Source organism: Curtobacterium sp. Leaf261, from assembly GCF_001422205.1.
In the GTDB taxonomy this organism is placed as follows: Bacteria; Actinomycetota; Actinomycetes; order Actinomycetales; family Microbacteriaceae; genus Curtobacterium.
This window is the reverse complement of record NZ_LMMJ01000008.1, coordinates 37,329-56,032: the sequence shown is the minus strand read 5'-3', so window position 1 is coordinate 56,032 and position 18,704 is coordinate 37,329. Positions and strand designations below refer to the sequence as shown.

The following is an 18,704-nucleotide window of genomic DNA, read 5'->3' as shown; positions in this document are numbered from 1 at the left end:
TAACTAACAGTAGCGCTTTCGTGTCAACGTTCGGCTTCAGGGGAAACCATTCCAGCGGCTCGGTCGCACTCGCGGACGGCCAGCAGACCACCGGCGCCACCACTGCATCGATGCCCCCCACCCCACACGCTCAGCGCACCGACCGTCGTCCACCGTTCGTCCCATCCTCCTACCGAGTCGATGCTCTGAAGTCCTGGACCGGCGTAGTGCGCGAGCTCGATCGTGAATTTTTCGTGGCGGAGCTGGAGGATCCGAGTGACAACTCGACGTTTATGGCAGAATTCGAACGCAGCCAGCTCGGGTTCGACGAAGATCTGACTCTTGGAGACGTCGTCTACGTGACCGTCCGCTCCGTGAATAGCCAGTTCGGGCCGAGCAAAACTACTTCTATACGGATGCGCCGGCTGGGTAGGTGGACACAAGCGGAACTTGACTCCATCCAGCTCGCTGCTCACAGAAAAGCGAGGGAGCTTGAGCGACTCCTCGGCGACTAGCATGGAGTACACCCGTCCCAAGGCTGGTGAGCTGGAGGTATCCATCTTCGGTCCGGGCAAGGGAGAGGCACTGGCCGTGCACCTCGGGAACGGAGAGTGGCTGACCGTTGATTCATGCCGCGATCAACGTACTCGAGCACACCCCGTCCTGGATTAGTTCGCGGCAATCGACGTTGATGTCACAACGGCTGTGAAACTGGTGATCGCTACCCATGCGCATGATGATCACATCGCCGGCGTTGCTGACATCTATATGGCTTCCCACTCCGCCCGATTCGTCGCCTCCTCCGCCCTGATTGCCGAAGAGTTCCTGGCTGATGTTGGAGCTGATGAAGAGATAGAGAAGCTCCTGAAGAAGTCCGTTCGCAGCGAGTATCGTCGCGTCATGGAGGAAGCGCAAAGGCGCTCTAAGAGTGCCGGGGTTCTGCCATTCACCCGAGCAGTTGAACAACGGGTGCTCTATTCCCGTGCCGGTTCAGCTTCCGCCCCGTCAGCGAAAGTCATTGCGCTCTCTCCGTCGGACCAGGCCACTGAACGTGCGCGTCAGCGGTTTGCGATGGGGCTCGGTCAAGCGGGTGCACGGAGGAAGCTCTCGGCGACTGATCCCAACGAGTGTGCAATTGCCCTTTGGATCACAGTCGGCGATATCTCTGCCCTTCTCGGTGCGGATCTGATCATCGGCCCGAGCGGCTGTGGCTGGAAGGCTGTGGACCTCACGCACCATCCTGATGGTCTCGCCACCTTGTTCAAGGTGCCTCACCATGGGAGCGATAATGCTCACTACGAACCGACTTGGGACCGGCTTGTCGCGGATGACGCGGTCGCACTCATCGCGCCGTACCGGCCAGGCCGTAAGCCCCTGCCCACGGATGCCGACATAAGTCGTATCGCCATCCGGTCTGGCCGCGTGTTTCAGACCGCGTCGACCAAACCTCCGGCATCTCCAAAATCACTCCGGCGCGCACAGGCGAGTCTCGCGGGCGTTGCTACGCGAATCTGGGACAGCGAAGGGCGTTCTGGCCACGTGCGAGCACGTCGCAACGACCAGGACACGGGTTGGCGAGTCGATCTGACTGAGCCTGCTTTCCGTGCCCGCTGACCGATCGATCACCGCGACGGCGTGATCACGATCCGGTCGTTCGTGTCCTCGGTCCACGCTGCGGTGACGTCGCGGAGCGGGACGGACCGCGCGGCGATGTCGTACACCCCGGAACTGACCTCGGTGGCGAGCCCGGGGAGCTCGGCCAGGATGTCCCGGGGCGAGACCGAGCCCTGGCCGCTCCCGATGATGCGCAGGTCCGCGGCGCGGAGTGCCGCGGACGGGATCGGTGCCGTCGGACCGGTGACCGACCCGATCTGGATCCACGTCAACGGCTGCGAGTCGTCGTCCCGTGCGGGGACGATCGCAGTGAGGGCGGTCGCTGCCCAGTCGCCCCAGAGGTAGTCGAGCACGACGTCGACGTCCCTGCCGACCGCGGCGAGGTCCGCCGACACGAGCGATGCGTCCCGCCCGAGGTCGACGACGCGGTCTGCGCCGAGCGCCGGCAGCTGTGCGAGCGCTGCCGGGTTCCGGCCGGCAGCCGTCACGTGGCCGGCTCCGAGACGCTTGGCGATCTGGACCGCCATCCGCCCCGCGTTACCGGTGGCGCCCATCACGAGGACGCGGGACCCCGGCCGGAAGTCGATCCGGCGGCGGAACGCGATCCACGAGGACATCGCGGGGTTCATCGCGGCGGCGATGAGGACCGGGTCGACGCCGTCGGGGAGGACGACGCTCCGACGCGGGTCGATGAGCGTCTGCTCGGCCATGGCACCGATCGTGGTGTCGGGCAGGACGAAGTACCGGAGCGCACCGTCCGCCGTGCGGCCGACGCCGTCGATGCCGGGGACGAGCGGGAGCTCTTCGGTACTCGTGTAGTGCGTGCCGCCGGCCTGCGACCGGACGCGGGGATGGACGGCCGAGGCGAGCACGGTGACGAGTTCCTGGCCGGAGTCCGGCACGGGCGTGGGTACCTCGCGGTACTCGGGGGCGGCGTCGAACGAGGTGACGACTGCGGCGTGCATGGCGGCCTTCCGGTCTGCGGACGATATGGTTGGGGACACCAATCAAATTAGTGGGGAACCCCAACCATGTCAACGCCGGAGGAACGCGAACTCCCCGAGCTGCTCGCACGCCTGTCGTTCGAGGTGATCGGCCGACTCACGAGGCTGTCCGCCGAGGAGGACATGTCCCTGACGCAACTGCGGATGCTCGCGATCCTCCGGGACCGACAGTTGCGGATGGCCGAGCTGGCGGCGGCGCTCGGCACGGACCGCTCGAGCACGTCCGGGCTGATCGGCCGCGCCGAACGACGTGGCCTGGTCGTGCGCGAACCGGCGGTCGGCGACGGGCGCGGCTTCACGGTGGCGCTCTCAGCACAGGGACACGCTTTCGCGGCGGAGGTCGAGGAACGGACCTTCGCGACCCTCGAGCCGCTGCTCCGCGACCTCCCGACCGCCGACCGCGACCGGCTCGCCGCATTCCTGGGTCGGATCGTCGGGACCTGATCGGGAGCGGCTCGCGTGGTGACGGCGTGACGGACGGGAGGGACGGTGCCAGCTGGCACCGTCCCTCCCGTCCGTCANCGCGGTACTGCGCCGGACCTGGTCCGGTGGGTACAGATCTGGCACCGTCCCTCCCGTCCGTCACGCCGGAGTCCGGCAGACCGCGCTACTGGACGGTCGCCGCGTCCGTCTTCGCGCAGGCGACGACACGCTTCGCGGCGGCGCCGGACGCTGAGTAGTCGGATGCGCCGGTGGTCGCCATCGAGGACGCCGAGGCGTCGGTGAACTTCTTCGCCGCCGCGTTCACCGGGGTGAGCGTCCCGGAGAACGAGTCCTTCGTGGGGTCGGTGCTGGTGCCCCAGAGACCGATGACCGGGCTGCCGTTCTCGTCGACGTCGGAGCCGCTCAGGTTCGTGGAGACGTACCAGACGCCGCCGGACGACACCACGTCGGCCAGGATGATGTTCGTCCCGCTGGTGTTCGCGGAGTCGATGGCCTTCACCACGTCCTGGCTCGCCTGGGCGCACGTCGAGCTGTCCGCCGATGCCTTGACGTCGTCCCCCGGCTGCTTGGCGTCGCCCTGGCTCTGTGCACCGCCGTTGCTGCACCCGGCCAGCAGGAGCGCCGCGGCGATCGCGGTGACGAGGACGGCTCCGGGACGGCGTGGTGTGTGCATGCCTCGGACGGTACTCGGCGGCGAGGTGGCGCCCGGTCAGTGTCCCGCCGGCAGTGCGTTCAGCGGACCAGCGCCTGTCGTGCTGCGTCGAGGCCGTCGACGCGGAGCTGCCAGGTCGGGCGGACGAAGTCCTGGCGGGCGAGCCGGACGAGCTGCTCCTCGTCGAGGTGTCCGGGCCGGGTCTGCACCCGCGCCGTGCCGTTGTCGCGGTAGCCGAGCTTCCGGGACACCCCGAGCGACGCGGCGTTCCAGACGAGCGCGCCGGACTCGGCGAACTCCGCCTCCAGGTGATCGAACGCGAACAACAGGAGTGCCGCGCGCATCTCGGTCCCCAGTCCACGACCGTGACGGTCCAGGGTGAGCCAGGACCCGCTCGTCACCGTCCGCCGGACCGCGAACGCCTGCGCGCTCAGCTCCTGCACCCCGATCGGGGCGCCGTCCTCGAGGACCGCGAACTCGACCGTCCAGGACTCTGGCGCCACCCGCACGCGCTGGTCCCAGAGGTGCTTCGCGAACGCCGCGGGCAGGTCCTCGGGCGACGCATCCGTCCACGGCACACCGAACGGCATCGTCGCCGGGTCGTGCACCCCGGCGAGCGCGGCGTCGACGAGGCCCGGAAGGTCCTCGTCGCGCGCCGGTCGGAGCTCGAGGCGCGGGGTCCGGAGGCGGAGGGCGAAGAGCGGCCAGACGTCCGCGATGGTCGTCGTCATGCGTCGATCGTACGAAGTGGCGGCGCCGGGTGCTCGACTGTGACGGAGCGGCCCGGCAGAGTGGGCGCATGGACATCGACGTCGACCTCGCGCGGGCACTCGTCGCCGAGCAGTTCCCGGCGTGGGCGGACCTGCCGCTCCGGGAACCGGACCTGCAGGGCTGGGACAACCGGACGTACCGGCTCGGCGACACGATGAGCGTCCGGCTGCCGAGCGCGCCCTGGTACGTCGACCAGGTCCAGAAGGAGCGACGGTGGCTGCCGGTCCTCGCGCCGCAGCTCCCGCTCCCGATCCCCGAGCAACTCGCGCTCGGGCGTCCGGGGTCCGGCTACCCGTTCCCGTGGGCGGTGTACGCGTGGCGTCCCGGACGTCCGTCGTCTGCGCCGGTGATCGCAGACCTGGAACGGTTCGCCGTCGACCTCGCGGGGTTCCTCGGCGCCCTGCGGTCCGCCGACACGACGGATGCCCCACCCGCCGGCGAGCACAACTTCCACCGTGGCGGGTCGCTCTCGGTCTACGACGACCAGGCGCGCACCGCGCTGACGGCGCTCGAGGGACGGATCGACACCGACACCGCCCGGCGGGTGTGGGACGCGGCGCTCGGCTCGACGTGGACGGCGGACCCGGTGTGGATCCACGGGGACGTCGCGACCGGGAACCTGCTCGTCGACGACGCCGGGGCACTCTCGGCGGTGATCGACTTCGGCGGGTGCGCGGTCGGCGATCCGGCGTGCGACCTGGTCATCGCGTGGCAGCTGTTCGACGACGACGCCCGGCGGGTGTTCCGCGAGGCGGTCGACCTCGACGCCGACACCTGGGCCAGGGCACGCGGATGGGCGCTCTGGAAGGCGATGGTCGTGGCGACGGGGGTGTCCGGGACGGTGTCGCCGCCGCCCGGTCGGGCGTGGGACATCCTCGAGCGGGTGCTCGCGGAGCACCGGACGGTCTAGGGCCGCGGGAGCGTGTCCTCGGGGACCTCCGCGGCGGCATCCGCCGCGGATGCCTCGTCGGTCCGTGCGATGTCGAGGGCCCGGTCGGTGTCCGATTCCCCCGTCAGCTGCATCGGCAGGCGCGACAGCACGACGCCGAGCACCGCGCCGACGACCGACCCGACGAGGAGCGGCACGGTCGCGTCACCGCCGGTGGACTGCCGGGCGGTCGCGCCGATCACCGCACCGAGCATGAACACGACGGTGACCCCGAGTGCGCGGGCCCAGGACCGCCGCCGCCGGACGAGCACGGCGTCGAGGCCCCAGAACGCCAGCCAGGGCACCACCAGCGCGAGCGGCGCGGCGACGAGTGCCCCGGACATCGCGAGCCCGAGTCCGAGCGCGAAGAACAGGAAGCCGAGCGGGAACGCGATGACCGCCGCGATGACGAGGTGGATCGCGTACCGCCCTGGACCGGTCGTCGTGGTGTCCATCCGGGGAGCCTACGCCGCGGGCCCGACGGTCCTCGACCGGTCGGTGATCTACGGTGGCAGTGCGGGACCCGGGCCCCCTGGATCGCGCCGATCGCGCCCAGGCGCCCGACCCCCGGAGACCGCATGGCGGACACCACCTTCTTCCACGACGCGTCGTCGCGGCCGGAGCGACGAGGACTGCGCGACCGCGTCTACGACCTCGTGCTCGACCTGCTCCTGGACTCCGGCATCGAGCCGGGCACCCGCCTGTCGATCGAGGCGGTCGCGCGCGACCTCCACGTCTCCCCCACCCCGGTCCGGGAGGCACTGGTCCAGTTGGAACGGACCGGTCTCGTCACACGGGAGGCCCACAAGGGCTATCGCGTCGCCCCACCGATCGCAGGCGAGCAGTTGGAAGCGCTCTTCGACGCACGGATCGTGCTCGAGGGCGGCGCGACCGCCCTCGCCGCGCGTGACCCCGAGCGAGTCGTCCCCGTCCTCGAGCGCGCCCTCGCGGAGCACGTCGCGATGACCAGACGCGTCCGGGAGGCCGGCCACGACCGCGAGATGCCCGTCGACCTGATCCGCGAGTACTTCGTGGTCGACTGGGCCTTCCACCACCGGATCTTCGAGGAGGCACGGAACCCGTTCCTCACCGACATGTCCGAGGCCATCTCGACCCGGGTGCACCGGATGCGACAGACGGTCCGCACCGGGGTCAGCGACGCCGAGGACGCCGTGGCCGAGCACCGGGCCGTCATCGACGCGGTCCGGATCGGGCCGGAGGCTGCCGCGGCGGCGATGCGGGAGCACGTCGAAAAGGTGCGGGAGCGCTCGCGACGGGATGCGGTCCACGGGTCCTGACCCGTGCCTCCCGGCCTGGACCGCGCCCGTCTCTCGAGGCGAGCCGGTCTCCTAGTGCGGGACCGGCACCGCCGTCGTGTCGAGGTACTCGTCCGACTTCGGGCGGTGGAAGAACTTCGTGCAGAACACCATGAGCGCCGCGAGGAACGCGAACACCCCGAGTGAGACCACGCCCCAGACGCCGCTCTCGGTCGGTGCGCTCGCGTTGAAGGCCGTGCGCATGAGCGGTGCGACGAACCCGCCGAGGTTGCCGAGCGAGTTGATGAGTCCGATGCCCGCGGCGGCCGCGGCCCCGGTGAGGAACGCCGTCGGGTAGGCCCAGGTGATCGGACCCGCGGACAGGAAGCTCGCCACGGCCAGGGAGATGAAGAGGATGCCGACCACCGGCTGTCCGACCGCTCCGGCCCATGCCGACGCGATGATCGACAAGCCGGTCGTGACGTAGAAGAACGTGCCCCAGTTGCGCCGCCGCGAGACGCTGTTCGCATGGCGCCCGATGAGGTAGCAGGCGATGAGCCCGACGAACCACGGGATGCCGGAGACGAGGCCGACCTGCCAGCCGATGTCCTGCCCGATGAGCGCACTCACCTGCTGCGGCAGGTAGAACGTCGTGCCGTACACGGCGATCTGCAGGCAGAAGTAGATGACCGTGAAGTACCAGACCTTCCAGCTCGACATCGCCTTCCAGACACCGGTCGGACCGTCCTCCGAGCGGGCGGCGTCCTCGCGGGCCATCGTCGCGGCGAGCGCCTGCTTCTGTCGGTCGTCGAGGAACTTCGCCTGCTGCGGACTGTTCGTCAGGAGCAGGAGCGATGCGATCCCCGCGAGGACGGCGAGGATGCCCTCGCCGAAGAACATCACCTGCCATCCGTGCCACGGCGTCACGGCGTCCCCGAAGCTGATGAGCCCGCCGCTGAGCGGCGCACCGATCATCTGCGAGAACGGCTGCGCCAGGTAGAAGATCGCGATCATCTGCACGCGGACCTTGTTCGGGAACCACTCGGACAGGAACATGATGACGCCCGGGAAGAGTCCGGCCTCGGTCACCCCCAGGGCGAAGCGCAGGATGATGAACATCGTGTCGTTCGTCGTGAAGGCGAAGATCGCGGCGACGATGCCCCAGGTGATCGCGATGCGGGCGAGCCAGAACCGTGCGCCGAACTTCTTGAGCAGCAGGTTGCTCGGGATCTCGAACAGTGCGTACCCGATGAAGAAGATGCCGGCGCCGAGGGCGAACGCGCCGTCCGAGACACCGCGGTCGACCTTGAGCGCGTTCTCGGCGAACCCGACGTTCGTGCGGTCGAGGAACGCGACGAAGTACAGGATGACGAGCATCGGCATGAGGTGCTTCGCCGCCTTGGCGATCGCCGACTTGAGGTCTGGGTTGTCGAGCGATGCCATCGACGGCGCCGGGTTGTGGACTGACACGGGAACTCTCCTTTGAGTTGCACGTCACGCGGGTGGTGCTGGACGGCGCCGGGTGGTGCTGGACGGCGCCGGGTGGTGTGCTCCGCCTCAGCCGGTGAGACCGGGCAGGATCATCCACACGCCGACGCCGACGAGGACGACGCCGAGCGCGAGGATGAGGATGCGGGACTTCGACCAGGGACCGTGCACGATGGATCGATCAGTGCATGTAGAGGCCGCCGTCGACGTTCAGGGTCTGGCCCGTCACGAATCCGGCGTCCTCGCTGATCAGGTACGCGATCGCGGCTGCGATGTCGCGCGGGGTGCCGATCCGGGTGAGCACGCCGTCGGCAGCCATCGCCGTCTTGCGCTCCTCGGTCAGCGTGCCGCCCATGATGTCCGTGTCGATGGGACCGGGCGAGACGACGTTGACGGTGATGCCGTCGTGCCCGAGCTCGCGGGCGACGCTCCGGGAGAAGCCGATGACGCCGGCCTTCGCCGCGGAGTAGGCGGTCTTGCTGAAGGTCCCGCCGCCGCGCTGGGCGGAGACGGAGGACAGGCTGACGACACGTCCGACGCCGTTCGGGACCATGGACTCGACGGCGCGGCGGGTGGCGTGGTGCACCCCGCCGAGGTTGATGTCCATGACGCGCTGCCACTCGCCCGCCGTCACCTCGAGGTACGGCACGGGCGACGAGACCCCGGCGAGGTTGACGAGTGCGACGAGCTGCGGGAGCGCTGCCTCGAGCTCGTCGAAGGCGGTGCGCACCTGGGCCTCGTCCGCGACGTCGGCCCCGGCTCCGGCCGCGGTGACCCCGTGCTGCGCGGCGATCTCCGCGGCGACGGCCTTCGCCGCGGCGTCGTCGAGGTCGATGATGCCGATGTCCCAGCCGAGCTCGGCGAGGTGGTGTGCGGTCGCGCGGCCGATGCCCCGCGGCGAGGCGGCACCGGTCAGGACGACGCTGCGGTGCTCCGGGAAGGCGCTCATCCGTGTGCCTCCGTGCTGCTCGCGGCTGCCTCCGTGCTGCTTCCTGCTGCCTCCGTGCTGATTGCGGCTGCCTCCGTGCTCGTCGCGGGCGCTTCCGTGCTCGCGGGCCCGATCGGTGCCGGACCGAGCTCGTCCATGAGCTTCTTGATCGCCACGTAGGCCCGGTTCCGGTACGCCACGAGCTCCGGCGTCCGGTCGGCCGGGACGTCGAGGTACCCGGCGCCGGACTTCGTCCCGAACTTGCCGGCGTCGACGAGCTTCTGCAGGGAGTCCGGCGTCGCGAACCGTTCCGGCCAGCGGGTCTGCAGGGACTCGTAGCAGAAGGCGTAGACGTCGAGCCCGGCCATGTCGGCGATCGCGAACGGACCGAACACCGGCAGTCGGAAGCCAAAGGTGGTGCGGACGATCGTGTCGATGTCCGACGGGCTCGCGATGCCCTCGTCGGCGATCTGCGTCGCCTCGGCGAAGAGCGCGTACTGCAGGCGGTTGAGCACGAAGCCGGTCGAGTCCTTGACGCGCGCGGTCTCCTTGCCCGTCGCGGCGACGACCTGCTCGGCGGCGGCGATCGCGGACTCGGCCGTGGTGGCGTGCGGGATGACCTCGACACCGGGGATGAACGGCGCGGGGTTCGAGAAGTGCACCCCGAGGAACCGCTCGGGGTTCGTCACCGCCTCGGCCAACGACCCGATGAGGATCGTGGAGGTGTTCGAGCCGATCACCGCGTCCGGCCGGGCCGCAGCGCTGATCCGGGCGAGGGTCGCGTGCTTGATCTCGAGCTTCTCCGGGACCGCCTCCTCGATGAAGTCGGCGTCCGCGACGGCCTCCTCGATCGAGGCGGCGGGACTGACGTTCGCGCGGATGCGCTCGACGGCGTCGGCCGGGAACAGGTCGTCGGCGACGAACTGCGCCGCCTCCTCGAGGAGCCGGTCGTAGTTCTTCCGCGCGATCTCCTCGGAGATGTCGGCGATCCGGACGGTGGCGCCGGAGAGCGCGAGGACCTGGGCGATCCCGCCGCCCATGTACCCGGACCCGACGATGGCGATGGTCTTGATCTCGATGCTCATGGTGCTTCTTCCTCAGCCCTTGGGGAGCAGTGTGCGGATGTAGCGCTGGTTGGTCGCGCAGACGCCGAGGCTGTCCCCGCCGTACTGCTCGGTCATGATGATCCCGTCGAACCCGGCGTCCACGGCGTCGCGGAACACCTGCCGGTAGTTGATGAGCCCGGTCTCCATCGTCGACGGGACCGAGGTCGCCCAGCTCTGGTCGGCAGCCTCGTCGCGCGTGTAGTTCTTGACGTGCATGTAGTTCGCGTACGGCAGCGTCTTGGCGAACAGCTCGCGCCAGTTCTCGACCGGGCGGTGCAGGCGGATCAGGTTCGCCACGTCGGGGTTCAGGCCGACGTTGTCGAGGCCGATCTCCTCGACGAGCCGGACGGCGCTGTCGGCCGTGCCGAGGTAGGTGTCCTCGTACATCTCGAGGGACATCCGGAGCCCGAGGTCCCCGGCGTGCCGACCGAGCTCGCGGAGTCGGGTGACGGCGGCGTTCCACACGTCCGGGTCGTCGGGGTCCTTCGGGCCCTGCGCCGTCCAGAACCACAGCGCCTGCTTCTGGGCGTCGTTGAACGGCTGGTGGAGGCCCGTTGAGAACACCTGCATGCCCCACTCGGCGCACGCGTCGATCGTGCGGTGCGCGTAGTCGAGGTTGCTCTCCTCGTGCCCCGGCATGATGATGCTCCGACGCTGCAGGTGCACGGACGGGACGCCGACGCCGTGCGACTTCGCGATGGCGAGGAACTCGTCGCGGCGCGAGGCCTCGAGGTCGGCGGGACGGACGTGGCTGTCCGCCAGCTCCGCGAGGGTGAACCCGACGTCCTCGATCTGGGTGAACATGTCGTCCCAGACCTCCGGGGCGGCGTCGTGCATCGCCACGCCGTCGGGGGCGATGGGCGTGAACCCGTGCATGCAGGTGGCGATCGGCCACGTGTCGGCGGTGAAGGCAGCGCTCTGCGGCATCTTGCTCCGTTGCAGTCGTTCGAGAGGGTCGATCGCGGCCTCGGCTTCGAGACATAGATCCTATAGGAGATGCTACCGACGATCAGCGGCTGCGCAACCTCCATCCAGTGGCCGCACACGGCACCGAGTCCCGGTCACGGCAGCCACAGATCATCCTCTTGATTGACCTGATGGATCCTCGCCGTTCACTACGCTCAGAGTGCCGGCCGACGGGGAGACCGTCCGCCCGAACGACAGGGGACCACCGATGCACACCACCCGCCGCCGATGGATCCTCCCGGTGCTCCGGCTCCTGCTCTTCGCCGTGATCGCCGCCGCCCTCGTGAAGCTCGCGTTCTTCGGCGGACTCACGCAGGCATCGGACGCCGCGGTGCCCACCGGCTCCGTCGTGGACCAGACCGTGCAGGTGTCCAAGGGGACGGTGAAGAGCGACGTGGTCATCGACGCCAGCGTCACCGCCGACGCCGCGACCGCCGTCCGCGCGACGGCAGCGGGCCAGGTCGTCAAGGTCCTCGTGACACCCGGGCAGGCGATCGCCGCGAACGGGGCTGTCGCGACCATCCGGGTCCAGCCGGTCGCCGCGGACGGCACGCCCGGCGCGGCGCGCATCGTCACCCTGACCACCACGACCGCTGGCACCGTGAGCGACGTCCCGGTGCTCGCTGGGCAGGACCTCGCCGTCGGGGACGTCCTGGCGCAGGTGGCCCCGCCGACCTTCAGCATCGTCGGCTCGATGCCGCCGGAGCAGCAGTACCGCCTGGTGAACCGTCCGACCGAGGGCTCGGTGACCGTGACCGGCGGACCGAGACCGTTCACCTGCACGAACCTGACGATCACGACCCCGCTCGCCGGATCCGGATCCGGCTCGGACTCCGGCTCCGGCTCCGGTTCCGCCGACACCTCGGGTGACTCGGGCGGCTCCGGCAGCGCGGCCACCACGACGGTCCGGTGCGCCGTGCCCGCGGACACGACCGTGTTCAGCGGGATCGCCGCGAAGCTCACGGTGTCGGGCGGTGTCGCGGAGAACGCCCTCACCGTGCCGGTCACCGCGGTCGAGGGCGCCCCGGGCGGCGACGGCGTCGTGTACACGGCGGGGTCGAAGGGCAAGCCGGAGTCGCACGACGTCACGCTCGGCGTCACCGACGGCAAGGTCGTCGAGGTGACGAAGGGGCTCAGCGAGGGCGAGGACGTCCTGGAGTTCGTCCCCGGCTCGAGCAGCAGCGACGGTAGCGCGAACGGCAGCGGCCAGTGAGCCTCCTCCGGCTCGAGCAGGTCACCCGCACTGTGACGCTGCCGGACGCCGAGCCGCTCCACATCCTCCGCGGCATCGACCTCGAGGTCGGCGCGGGCGACCACGTCAGCATCGTCGGACGATCGGGCAGCGGCAAGTCGACGCTCCTCAACCTGCTCGGACTCCTCGACGAGCCGACGTCGGGTCGGCTCGTGTTCGACGACGTGCCGCTCGAACGGATGAGCAGCAGGCAGCGCGACGTCCGCCGGGGCCGCGACGTCGGGTTCGTGTTCCAGCAGTTCAACCTGCTGCCGGGCCGGACGGCGCTCGAGAACGTGATGACGCCGCTGCTGTTCAGCGCCGGACGGGACTTCTGGCGCCGTGAGCGCGTCGCGATGGAGATGCTCGACCGCGTCGGGCTGACCGCCCGTGCGGAGTCGATCCCGAGTCGGATGTCCGGCGGCGAGCAGCAGCGCGTCGCGATCGCGCGGGCACTCGTCCGCCGTCCGCGGCTGATCCTCGCCGACGAGCCGACCGGAGCGCTCGACGTGGAGACCGGCAACGTCATCATGGAGCTCCTCGACGAGGCGGTCGAGTCCTCCGGTGCCGCGCTCATCACGATCACCCACGACCCGAACATCGCGGCGCTCGCCCGGCGGCACTACCGGCTCGACGCCGGGGTGCTCCGCTCCGACCGTCGAGCCCTCGTCGACGGGGTGCACGCATGACCCGCGAGACGACCCCCGGTCTGCCGATGCGCGCGGTGACGTTCGTGGTCGGGGCCGTGATCGAGGCCTGGAGCGAGTTCCGGTCCCACCGTGCACGGGTGTTCATGAGCCTCATCGGCGTCGGCCTCGCCGTGCTCGCACTGACGTCCGTGGCGGCCGTCAGCGGTGTCGCGCAGCAGGCGATCACCGAGTCGTTCGAGCGGCAGAGCGGCCGCCCGGCGCTGCTCTCGATCGGCAATCCGTACCAGCCGGAGTCCACCGCCGTGGTCCCTCCGGCGATCCCGGACGACTTCGGGGACGAGGTCGCGCAGGAGATGCGCCGCTACGACATCCGCTGGTGGAGCCGCAACGCGAACATCCAGGCGGAGACCCCCCTGTACGGTGCGTCCACGTACGTGTCGCTCCAGGCGGTCGACCGCGACTACGGCACCATGCACCGAGTCCGACTCGCCGAGGGATCCTGGTTCGGACCGAACGACCGGGACCGCCTCGCCCCGGCGGTGATCATCGACGCCGCGTTCTGGAAGGACCTCGGCTCCCCCGACCTCCGCACCCACCCGACGATCACCCTGACCACGTCCGCGGCGACCACCGCGGTCGTCATCGGCGTGACACCGGGCGGGTACGCGGGGTCACCGAGCGCGATCATGCTCACCGACGCCGTCCAGCGCATCGTCACCGGGACCACGGCGGCGACGGACCTCTCGTCGAACACCCAGTACGAGGCGTGGGTACCGCCGTCGTCGTCGCGTGCGCTCACGCGACACATCAGCAGCGACCTCACGAAGGCCGCGGGCGACGGCTGGCAGGTCGACGTCAACCGCCAGGACTACAAGGCGTTCGGCGGCCCGGATCCGCTCCTGCTGCTCCGCATCGTGGTCGGTGGCGCCGCGGGACTCATCCTCGTGCTCGGCGCGCTGGGACTCGTGAACATCTCGCTCGTCACGATCCGGACCCGTGTCCGCGAGATCGGCATCCGGCGGAGCTTCGGTGCCACGGCGGCCAGGGTGTTCGTCGCGATCATGCTCGAGAGCGTCGTCGCGACGACGGCGGCCGGGTTCGCGGGCGTCGCGCTGTCGATCCTCGCGCTGAAGAACCCGCTCGTGACGGACTGGCTCCACGACCGCGGGATCGTCGACGTCCCCGGGTTCCCACTGTCCGCCTCGCTCCTCGGCCTCGCCGTCGCGGTGGCCGTCGGCGCACTGGCCGGACTGCTGCCGGCGATCATCGCGGTCCGGGTCCGACCGATCGACGCGATCCGGTTCTGACGCGACCGCAGGACGGACTGGAGGGACGGTGCCAGCTGGCACCGTCCCTCCAGTCCGTCAGTCCGTCCGTCCGTCAGTCCGTCAGTCCGTCAGGCGGTCGCGTCAGCGATCGGCGCCCGCGGCGTCCAGCACGTCGGCGAGCGTCTGCTGCGCGCCGTGCTCGTGCAGCCTGGCGAGCGTCGCGAGGTAGGGCTCGGTGAACCGCGCGTCGTCGACGAGGTCCCCGAAGACCTCGCGGTTGCGCAGGAACGCGAGCGGGTCAGCGTGCTGCTCCCGGGCCGCGGCCATCAGGACGTCGCGGAGCTGGTCGACCGGCTCGATGACATCGCCGTGCTCGTCCACGCCCTCGTCGTACCGGGCCCAGCTCGCGACGACGGCAGCGGAGAGCGCGACCTGACGACCGGCCTCCAGGTTGCTCCGGACGACGGGCAGCAGCCACTTCGGGATGCGGTCGGACGACTCCGCCGCGAGACGGGCCAGCGTGTCCGCGATCGCCGGGTTCCCGAAGCGTTCCATGAGCGTGGCCTTGTAGTCGTCGAGGTCGATCCCCGGGACCGGGCCGAGCGTCGGGGTGCCCTCCTCGTCCATGTACCGGCGGAGGATCGTCGCGATGCGCGGGTCGGCCGTCGCCTCGTGCGCGTACGTGTGCCCGGACAGGATCCCGAAGTACGCCATCGTCTGGTGGCTCGCGTTGAGGAGCCGGAGCTTCATCAGCTCGTACGGCACGACGTCGTCGACGACCTGCACGCCGACGTCCTCGTACCGCGGCCGACCGAGGGTGAAGTGGTCCTCGAGCACCCACTGCTCGAACGGTTCCGCGACGACCGGCCACGCGTCGTCGATCCCGAACTCGTCGCGGACCATCGCCCGGTCGGCGTCGGTCGTCACGGGGGTGATCCGGTCGACCATCGAGTTCGGGAACGCCACGTGCTCGTCGATCCACGCGCCGAGCTCGGGGTCCTTCGCGGTCGCGAAGGCGCCGATCGTCTGACGGGCCGTGTCGCCGTTGCCCTGGATGTTGTCGCACGACATCACGGTGAACGGTTCGATCCCGGCCGCACGACGACGCCGGAGCGCCTCCGTCACGAACCCGAACATCGTCGTCGGGACGGCGCCGTCCCGCAGGTCGGCGGCCACCGACGGCGCGTCGAGGACGAACTGCCCGGTGACGTGGTCGATGTTGTAGCCGCCCTCGGTGACGGTGAGCGAGACGATCCTCGTGGTCGGCGCGGTCATCACGTCGAGCACCGCCTCGGGGTCGTCCGGTGCGTACCGGAAGTCGTGCACCGAGCCGATGACCCGGGGCTCGAGCGAACCGTCCGGGTGCTTCAGCACGAGTGTGTAGAGGTGGTCCTGTGCCCGGAGTGCGTCGCGCATCCGGATGTCGGACGGCATCACCCCGACCCCGCAGATGCCGAAGTCGAGCGCCTCGCCGGCGGACATCAACCGGTCGAGGTACATCGCCTGGTGGGCGCGGTGGAAGTTCCCGAGACCGAAGTGCACGATGCCGGTGGTCACGGCGGACCGGTCGTAGTCGGGTGTGGGGACTCCGGTGATGGTGGCGAGGGTGGCACTGGACAGCGTCGGCATGGTGTTCCTCCTGGTGGTCGGGTCGGTCGGGTCGGGCTGGTCGGGTCGGGGCGGCGGTCAGCGCGTCCAGGGGTCCTCGGGGCGGCTGCCGGGGCGGAACCCGAAGTGCTCGAGCATCGCCGTCGCCTCCGGGAAGTTCGCGGCGAGGTTCTCCGGGACGTGCGCGTCGCTCCCGAACGTGACGGCGCGGCCGCCCTCCTCGGCCCACCACTCGGGGATCCACGACCAGAGCCGACGGGTGTTCATCTCGAGAGCACGCCCGGACCCCGCGATGGCGCGCATCGCCGAGCGGAAGCCGTCCTCGAAGCGGCGCGGGTCGAACGGGCCGACCTCCGTCGTCGGCCACGCCCGCACGGCGTAGTCGATGTGCGTGAACACCGCGAACGAGTCGGATCCGGCGACCATCCGCGGGATCTCCTCGAGGTACGCCCGCATCACGGCGTCCGGTGCGTGGTGGTTGTAGAGCGTCGCGGGCTCGGTGCGGTCGACGTCCGTGCCGGCGGTGGCCCCGGCCGCGGGGTCGCCGAGGGGCAGCATGTGGAGCGACCCGTTCACCCGGTCGATCGAGCCGCCGCGGACGACGCCCGCGGCCTCGTCGTCCCACAGGTGCGGCTGGCCGAACTCGACGCCGGTCAGGATCCGCAGGTCGGGGTGGGCGTGCCGGCAGCGATCGATCGCCTCGAGGTAGCCGTCGAGGTCGAACGGCGGGAGCCGGACGTACCCGTCGTCGTCGACCAGCGCCTCGGCGTGGCCGCCCATGTCACCGGGGTCGACCCGCCACCGGTCCTCGAGGTCGAGGTGCTCGGTGAACACGACGACCGGCAGACCGTTCCGGACCGCACGTTCGCAGGTGCGGGCCATGCTCCCGTGTGACGCGGGGTCGGAGCCCGCATCCCATGACCATTCGCTGTGGACGTGCGCATCGGCGGGGAGCATGACGACCATGCTCCCACTCGGGACCCCGTGCGCGCCGCGACGGGGCGCGACTCACTGCGACGGGGCGCGACTCATTGCGACAGCGCGCGCTCGAGGCGGTCGAGGAGCGCCTCGAGGGAGATCTCGAACTCCTCGTCCGTGCGGTCCTCGCTCAGGAGCGCACGGAGTCGACGCACCTCGGGCGCGACGTCGAGCGGCGTGACGCCGTCGCCCTCGGGGATCGCCGCACTGCCCTCGTCGAGCGGCTCCTCTGGCGGCGACATCTCCGCACCTCGGATGACGGACTCCAGCAGGAGCTGTCCGAGGAGGAAGCTGCTGAACGCGCGGTACGCGTCGACCGCCTGCTGATCGGTGAACCCGTTCCGAGTCAGGGCGCCGAGGAACGTGTCGACGACCTCGATGCTCCGGAGCGGCGGTCTGAGCCAGGGTGCCGCGGGGTGCCGCGTCGCCACGAGCGGGAACGCCAGCGGATGGTCGGTGGCGATGCGTCGGACCTCCTGTGCGACCGTCTGCAGGAACCCCTGCCAGTGCTCCGCCTCCGGCTCGGCAGCCTCGAGCCGTGCTGTGAGGTCGGTCATGAGCGACGCGATGATCCCCTCGAGGAGGTCTTCCTTGCCGTGCACGTAGCGGTAGAGGGACATCGCCTCGACGCCGAGTTCCTGCGCGAGCGACCGCATCGACAGACCCTGCGTGCCGGAGCGGTCGACCTGCGCGAGTGCGGTGGAGACGATGAGATCGCGACTCAACCGGGGGCCGGAGGGACTCCCGCGACCGGTTCGCTCGGCGTCCGTCACAGCGGGCTCCCCTCCGCTGGGGCCCGGTCCCCGCCGCGACGACGGGTAGACCGCGATCGAACTTCCGCAGCCCGCTCACCCTAGCGCGACTTACACTGTAAGGTCGGCCGTGACTTACACCGTAAGTCGATTGGCGGGCAGGTCCCGCCTCCACGTCGATCGCCTTCTCGATCGACTCGACCCTCGGACTTCCCGCCGAGGACAAGGAGCATCACCATGATCGGCACGAACACCAACCCGAACGACCTCGTCGGTGCGGACGTCCTCGGCAGCGACGGCGGCAAGATCGGAACCGTCGGCCAGGTCTACGTCGACACCGACACCCAGACCCCGACGTGGGTGACGGTCCGCACCGGGCTGTTCGGCACCTCGGAGTCGTTCGCGCCCCTCGACGACGCGGACTTCGTGTCCGGGGCCGTCCACGTCGCGCACGAGAAGTCCTTCGTGAAGGACGCACCGCGGATCGAGAGCGACGGCGCCCTGAGCGAGGACGAAGAGCAGGCGCTCTACGACTACTACGGCAACGGCAACGGCTCCGCGTCGGCCGCTCCGTCCGAGGCGCCGCTGTACGACCAGGACGCCGACCGCCACGACGACCGTGCCGACGACGGCACCGTCGGACACGACACGTCCGGCCCGACGACGGACGACGCGATGACGCGGTCCGAGGAGCGACTGCACGTCGGCACCGAGCGCGTCGAGGCCGGCCGCGCCCGGCTCCGCAAGCACGTGGTCACCGAGCACGTCCAGCAGACCGTCCCGGTCAGCCACGACGAGGTCACGCTCCAGCGCGAGCCCATCACCGACGCGAACGCCGCCGACGCCCTCGACGGCCCGGCGCTCAGCGAGGAGGAGCACGAGGTCGTCCTGACCGAGGAGCGCGTCGTCACCGCGAAGGAGACGGTGCCCGTCGAGCGCGTGAGCCTCGGCACCGAGACCGTGACCGAGCAGCACACGGTCGAGGAGGACGTCGCGCACGAGGAGATCGAGCTCGACGACGCGGCCACCGGCACCCGCACGGCCGACGACACCGCCGTCGATCGTGACGACCGCGTCTAGG

20 protein-coding genes are annotated in these 18,704 nt (G+C 70.2%); 9 read left to right on the top strand and 11 right to left on the bottom strand.

The window, feature by feature from the left end; translation table 11 throughout:
• Positions 1–20 precede the first annotated feature (20 nt).
• Both ASF23_RS18290 and ASF23_RS18285 read left to right on the top strand, forming a co-directional pair.
• Entirely contained in the window at positions 21–494 is a 474-nt protein-coding gene (locus ASF23_RS18290; RefSeq protein ID WP_156364395.1) for a hypothetical protein, read from the top strand.
• Between the two features lie 190 nt (positions 495–684).
• On the top strand, positions 685–1,593 hold the full coding sequence (locus tag ASF23_RS18285; protein WP_156364393.1) for a hypothetical protein: 909 nt from the start codon (positions 685–687) through the stop codon (positions 1,591–1,593).
• Between the two features lie 8 nt (positions 1,594–1,601).
• Here ASF23_RS18285 and ASF23_RS08510 read toward each other — a convergent pair whose 3' ends face one another.
• Complete coding sequence (locus tag ASF23_RS08510) at positions 1,602–2,558, bottom strand: quinone oxidoreductase family protein (RefSeq protein WP_055951849.1); 957 nt, start codon at positions 2,556–2,558, stop codon at positions 1,602–1,604.
• Between the two features lie 66 nt (positions 2,559–2,624).
• On the opposite strand from ASF23_RS08510, the gene ASF23_RS08505 reads away from it, so the two are divergent.
• A complete protein-coding gene (locus ASF23_RS08505) occupies positions 2,625–3,041 on the top strand; it encodes a MarR family winged helix-turn-helix transcriptional regulator (RefSeq protein ID WP_055951846.1) in 417 nt (138 codons plus the stop codon).
• 163 nt (positions 3,042–3,204) lie between these two features.
• On the opposite strand, the gene ASF23_RS08500 is transcribed toward ASF23_RS08505, so the two are convergent.
• Positions 3,205–3,714 (bottom strand): hypothetical protein, encoded by a 510-nt coding sequence (locus ASF23_RS08500; protein WP_055951843.1) that lies wholly within the window; start codon positions 3,712–3,714, stop codon positions 3,205–3,207.
• A 59-nt stretch (positions 3,715–3,773) separates the two neighbouring features.
• The gene (locus ASF23_RS08495) at positions 3,774–4,424 is read right to left on the bottom strand and encodes a GNAT family N-acetyltransferase (RefSeq protein ID WP_055951840.1); all 651 of its coding nucleotides are present in this window, start codon (positions 4,422–4,424) and stop codon (positions 3,774–3,776) included.
• A 68-nt stretch (positions 4,425–4,492) separates the two neighbouring features.
• On the opposite strand from ASF23_RS08495, the gene ASF23_RS08490 reads away from it, so the two are divergent.
• On the top strand, positions 4,493–5,374 hold the full coding sequence (locus tag ASF23_RS08490) for an aminoglycoside phosphotransferase family protein (protein ID WP_055951839.1): 882 nt from the start codon (positions 4,493–4,495) through the stop codon (positions 5,372–5,374).
• Here ASF23_RS08490 and ASF23_RS08485 read toward each other — a convergent pair.
• Entirely contained in the window at positions 5,371–5,847 is a 477-nt protein-coding gene (locus ASF23_RS08485; RefSeq protein WP_055951836.1) for a hypothetical protein, read from the bottom strand. The genes ASF23_RS08490 and ASF23_RS08485 overlap by 4 nt on opposite strands.
• A 123-nt stretch (positions 5,848–5,970) precedes the next feature.
• On the opposite strand from ASF23_RS08485, the gene ASF23_RS08480 reads away from it, so the two are divergent.
• Entirely contained in the window at positions 5,971–6,690 is a 720-nt protein-coding gene (locus ASF23_RS08480) for a GntR family transcriptional regulator (RefSeq protein ID WP_055951833.1), read from the top strand.
• 51 nt (positions 6,691–6,741) lie between these two features.
• Here the strand turns inward: ASF23_RS08480 and ASF23_RS08475 are convergent, their stop codons facing one another.
• From ASF23_RS08475 to ASF23_RS08460, 4 genes are all read right to left on the bottom strand, one after another.
• Positions 6,742–8,091 carry an MFS transporter gene (locus tag ASF23_RS08475; protein ID WP_055951830.1) on the bottom strand — a complete coding sequence of 450 codons (1,350 nt, stop codon included), beginning with the start codon at positions 8,089–8,091 and terminating at the stop codon, positions 6,742–6,744.
• 226 nt (positions 8,092–8,317) lie between these two features.
• Positions 8,318–9,085, bottom strand: coding sequence for an SDR family NAD(P)-dependent oxidoreductase (locus tag ASF23_RS08470; RefSeq protein ID WP_055951827.1), 768 nt, complete (start codon positions 9,083–9,085; stop codon positions 8,318–8,320).
• Entirely contained in the window at positions 9,082–10,149 is a 1,068-nt protein-coding gene (locus ASF23_RS08465; RefSeq protein ID WP_082473955.1) for a 3-hydroxyacyl-CoA dehydrogenase family protein, read from the bottom strand. The genes ASF23_RS08470 and ASF23_RS08465 overlap by 4 nt, the downstream gene beginning before the upstream one ends.
• 12 nt (positions 10,150–10,161) lie before the next feature.
• Positions 10,162–11,097 (bottom strand): sugar phosphate isomerase/epimerase family protein, encoded by a 936-nt coding sequence (locus ASF23_RS08460; protein WP_055951825.1) that lies wholly within the window; start codon positions 11,095–11,097, stop codon positions 10,162–10,164.
• A gap of 247 nt (positions 11,098–11,344) precedes the next feature.
• Between ASF23_RS08460 and ASF23_RS08455 the strand changes: the two genes are divergently transcribed.
• Genes ASF23_RS08455 through ASF23_RS08445 form a run of 3 tightly spaced genes read left to right on the top strand, consistent with a single transcriptional unit; the run spans position 11,345 to position 14,324 of the window.
• Positions 11,345–12,349, top strand: a complete 1,005-nt coding sequence (locus ASF23_RS08455; RefSeq protein WP_156364391.1) for a hypothetical protein — start codon at positions 11,345–11,347, stop codon at positions 12,347–12,349.
• Positions 12,346–13,056, top strand: coding sequence for an ABC transporter ATP-binding protein (locus ASF23_RS08450; protein ID WP_055951819.1), 711 nt, complete (start codon positions 12,346–12,348; stop codon positions 13,054–13,056). Before ASF23_RS08455 ends, ASF23_RS08450 begins: the two co-directional genes overlap by 4 nt.
• Positions 13,053–14,324, top strand: a complete 1,272-nt coding sequence (locus ASF23_RS08445; RefSeq protein WP_055951816.1) for an ABC transporter permease — start codon at positions 13,053–13,055, stop codon at positions 14,322–14,324. The genes ASF23_RS08450 and ASF23_RS08445 overlap by 4 nt, the downstream gene beginning before the upstream one ends.
• A gap of 102 nt (positions 14,325–14,426) precedes the next feature.
• Here the strand turns inward: ASF23_RS08445 and ASF23_RS08440 are convergent, their stop codons facing one another.
• The 3 genes from ASF23_RS08440 to ASF23_RS08430 form a co-directional block, all read right to left on the bottom strand.
• Positions 14,427–15,914, bottom strand: a complete 1,488-nt coding sequence (locus ASF23_RS08440) for a mannitol dehydrogenase family protein (RefSeq protein ID WP_055951814.1) — start codon at positions 15,912–15,914, stop codon at positions 14,427–14,429.
• 57 nt (positions 15,915–15,971) lie between these two features.
• Positions 15,972–16,850, bottom strand: coding sequence for a PHP domain-containing protein (locus tag ASF23_RS08435; protein ID WP_235510835.1), 879 nt, complete (start codon positions 16,848–16,850; stop codon positions 15,972–15,974).
• Between the two features lie 71 nt (positions 16,851–16,921).
• Positions 16,922–17,596: a TetR/AcrR family transcriptional regulator C-terminal domain-containing protein gene (locus ASF23_RS08430; RefSeq protein ID WP_235510834.1), complete on the bottom strand. Its 675-nt coding sequence runs from the start codon at positions 17,594–17,596 to the stop codon at positions 16,922–16,924.
• A gap of 264 nt (positions 17,597–17,860) precedes the next feature.
• Here ASF23_RS08430 and ASF23_RS08425 point away from each other — a divergent pair, with 264 nt between their 5' ends.
• Positions 17,861–18,703 (top strand): DUF2382 domain-containing protein, encoded by an 843-nt coding sequence (locus ASF23_RS08425; RefSeq protein ID WP_055951806.1) that lies wholly within the window; start codon positions 17,861–17,863, stop codon positions 18,701–18,703.
• Position 18,704: the final 1 nt, after the last annotated feature.

Excerpts from the sequence above, each read along its gene's own strand:
- ASF23_RS08455 (WP_156364391.1), top strand. The coding sequence starts at position 11,345 with ATGCACACCACCCGCCGCCGATGGATCCTCCCGGTGCTCCGGCTCCTG.
- ASF23_RS08445 (WP_055951816.1), top strand. The coding sequence starts at position 13,053 with ATGACCCGCGAGACGACCCCCGGTCTGCCGATGCGCGCGGTGACGTTC.
- ASF23_RS08475 (WP_055951830.1), bottom strand. The coding sequence starts at position 8,091 with ATGGCATCGCTCGACAACCCAGACCTCAAGTCGGCGATCGCCAAGGCG.
- ASF23_RS08510 (WP_055951849.1), bottom strand. The coding sequence starts at position 2,558 with ATGCACGCCGCAGTCGTCACCTCGTTCGACGCCGCCCCCGAGTACCGC.
- ASF23_RS08505 (WP_055951846.1), top strand. The coding sequence starts at position 2,625 with ATGTCAACGCCGGAGGAACGCGAACTCCCCGAGCTGCTCGCACGCCTG.
- ASF23_RS08465 (WP_082473955.1), bottom strand. The coding sequence starts at position 10,149 with ATGAGCATCGAGATCAAGACCATCGCCATCGTCGGGTCCGGGTACATG.
- ASF23_RS08495 (WP_055951840.1), bottom strand. The coding sequence starts at position 4,424 with ATGACGACGACCATCGCGGACGTCTGGCCGCTCTTCGCCCTCCGCCTC.
- ASF23_RS08480 (WP_055951833.1), top strand. The coding sequence starts at position 5,971 with ATGGCGGACACCACCTTCTTCCACGACGCGTCGTCGCGGCCGGAGCGA.
- ASF23_RS08485 (WP_055951836.1), bottom strand. The coding sequence starts at position 5,847 with ATGGACACCACGACGACCGGTCCAGGGCGGTACGCGATCCACCTCGTC.
- ASF23_RS08440 (WP_055951814.1), bottom strand. The coding sequence starts at position 15,914 with ATGCCGACGCTGTCCAGTGCCACCCTCGCCACCATCACCGGAGTCCCC.
- ASF23_RS08500 (WP_055951843.1), bottom strand. The coding sequence starts at position 3,714 with ATGCACACACCACGCCGTCCCGGAGCCGTCCTCGTCACCGCGATCGCC.
- ASF23_RS08460 (WP_055951825.1), bottom strand. The coding sequence starts at position 11,097 with ATGCCGCAGAGCGCTGCCTTCACCGCCGACACGTGGCCGATCGCCACC.
- ASF23_RS08425 (WP_055951806.1), top strand. The coding sequence starts at position 17,861 with ATGATCGGCACGAACACCAACCCGAACGACCTCGTCGGTGCGGACGTC.
- ASF23_RS08490 (WP_055951839.1), top strand. The coding sequence starts at position 4,493 with ATGGACATCGACGTCGACCTCGCGCGGGCACTCGTCGCCGAGCAGTTC.
- ASF23_RS08435 (WP_235510835.1), bottom strand. The coding sequence starts at position 16,850 with ATGCTCCCCGCCGATGCGCACGTCCACAGCGAATGGTCATGGGATGCG.
- ASF23_RS08470 (WP_055951827.1), bottom strand. The coding sequence starts at position 9,085 with ATGAGCGCCTTCCCGGAGCACCGCAGCGTCGTCCTGACCGGTGCCGCC.